Origin of the sequence: Kitasatospora sp. NPDC056531 (assembly GCF_042794375.1) — a bacterium.
Classification (GTDB): domain Bacteria; phylum Actinomycetota; class Actinomycetes; order Streptomycetales; family Streptomycetaceae; genus Kitasatospora.
Map to the genome: position 1 here is coordinate 1 of NZ_JBHTTU010000299.1, position 2,209 is coordinate 2,209.

Genomic DNA, 2,209 nt, shown 5'->3' on the forward strand with positions numbered 1-2,209 from the left:
CAGGAGTGCGCCACGAGGCGCTACGCAATCGAGTGGAGGTGGAAGGCCTTCTCCGCCGGACCGTCGCAGCGGTCTGGTGAAGCTGGGGGCAGCCTGATCCGGGGAACGCCGGGGAGGGCGGCAAGCAGCCCCGACAACGGCGGGACGTGCCGGGACTACCGGACGGTGCGGGTCCGTCTAGCGAGGTCAGAAGGTGTAGCGAGAGCGAACCAGTGGATGAAGCTCCGTAAGCATCGAGCCGGCTCAAACCTGGTGGATACGGGCCGGTGTGCAGCGCGTGACGCGGCCGCCTTCGGGTGGGTGGGTCAACTCCGAAGCCGGATTTCCTGTTCCGGTGGGGAGGCCACGTTGAAAGCCTGCGGCGTAGGCGTGGCGATGCTGCCGGAGTAGAGCTGGGCACCTCCCTGACCGATCGATTGTGTGGTGAACGTGGGAACCATCCGCGGTCGCCCGAGCCGCCGGGCAGCCAGTACGGCGGTGGGCAGGTCCGTTGCCGACTGATGGCCGTGGGTGGGGCGGAGGCCCCGTAGTAGTCGCGGGAGTAACGACCCGTCACGGAGACCGGGAAAGCCGGTCGCAGGGCCAAGGGGGCCAGCAAGTCAGTGGCTGAAGTACTGGAAGGTCAGGAGGTCATCGCCGGTGAACACCGACGAACTGGAGTCCGCCCTGTTCGGGGCGGAGCTGCGGGTACTGAATATCCAGACCAAGCTGCACTGTTGGGCTCGTGATGATCCTCATCGCAGGTTCGACGACCTCTTCAATCTCGTCGCCGATCCCGGCTTCCTCCTGGTGGCCTGGGACCGGGTGCGGGGTAACAAGGGTGCACGCACGGCCGGAGTGGACGGACGCACCGCGTCGTCCATCGCGCTGGGGGTCGGAGTCGAGGAGTTCCTCGGCTCGCTTCGGTCGCAGATCAAGGACCGCAGTTTCCGTCCCCTGCCGGTGCGGGAGCGGATGATCCCCAAGGCGGGCGGCAAGCTGCGTCGCCTGGGGATCGCGACGATCACCGACCGGGTCGTGCAGGCATCCCTGAAGCTGGTGCTGGAGCCGATCTTCGAGGCGGACTTCCTCCCGTGCTCCTACGGGTTCCGCCCGAACCGCCGGACCCATGACGCGGTGGCCGAGGTGCGCCTGCTCACGTCCAAGAAGTACGAGTGGATCGTGGAAGGCGACATCAAAGCCTGCTTCGACGAGATCTCGCACACGGCCCTGATGGACCGGGTGCGGGCACGAGTCGCAGACAAGCGCGTCCTGGCTCTGGTGAAGGCGTTCCTCAAGGCGGGCATCCTCGGTGAGGACGGCCGGCTGCGGGACAACGACACCGGCACTCCGCAGGGTTCGATCCTCTCGCCGTTGCTCAGCAACGTGGCTCTCTCGGTCCTGGACGAGTTCATCGCCCAGGCTCCCGGCGGACCCGGAACTGAACTCAACGAGCGCCGAAGGCGTCGACGCCGCAGTCTGCCCAACTTCCGGCTGGTCCGGTACGCGGACGACTGGTGCCTGATGGTGCACGGCACCCAGGCAGACGCCGAAGCGCTACGCGAACAGATCGCGGCGGTCCTCTCCACGATGGGCCTGCGCCTGTCGCAGGAGAAGACCCTGATCACCCACATCGAGCAGGGCCTGGACTTCCTCGGCTGGCGCATCCAGCGCCACCGAAAACCAGGCACCAACCGGCACTACGTCTACACCTACCCGGCCAAGAAGGCCCTGCGGGCCATCATGGCCAAGGTCAAGACGCTGTGCCGCGAGGTCGGCACGAACCAGCCGCTCGACGCCCTGCTGCTCCGGCTCAACCCGGCAGTGCGGGGCTGGTGCGCCTACTTCCGGCCAGGAGTGTCTTACGCGACCTTCTCCTACCTGCGCCACTATCTGTGGCGCACGGTGTGGCGATGGGTGCAGCGCAAGCACCCCAAGACTGGCCGGAGGAAGATCCACCGCCAGTATGGCGGCGTCGGATTGTGGTGGCACAGCGAGAACAGGGAACTGTTCAACCCCATCTCGGTAGGCACCACGCGCTACCGCTACCGGGGAGCAGCCATCCCCACTCCCTGGCCGATCACGGGATGAGAACCACCACCACGAGGCTCCTCCGGGACTTGTGGAGAGCCGGGTGCGGTGCCAAGTCGCATGCCCGGTTCGGGAAGCGGCTCCGGGGAAACGGGCCGGTCGAAAGACCGGAACCGCGCCCCGGGCCGACTTCACCAGT

The 2,209-nt window shown here is 66.9% G+C and carries 1 protein-coding gene; it reads left to right on the forward strand.

Features of this window, described 5'->3' with window-relative positions:
- The first annotated feature begins 639 nt into the window (after window positions 1-639).
- Window positions 640-2,070 (forward strand): group II intron reverse transcriptase/maturase, encoded by a 1,431-nt coding sequence (gene ltrA, locus ACFQ87_RS45820; RefSeq protein ID WP_380616982.1) that lies wholly within the window; start codon window positions 640-642, stop codon window positions 2,068-2,070.
- Window positions 2,071-2,209 lie beyond the last annotated feature (139 nt).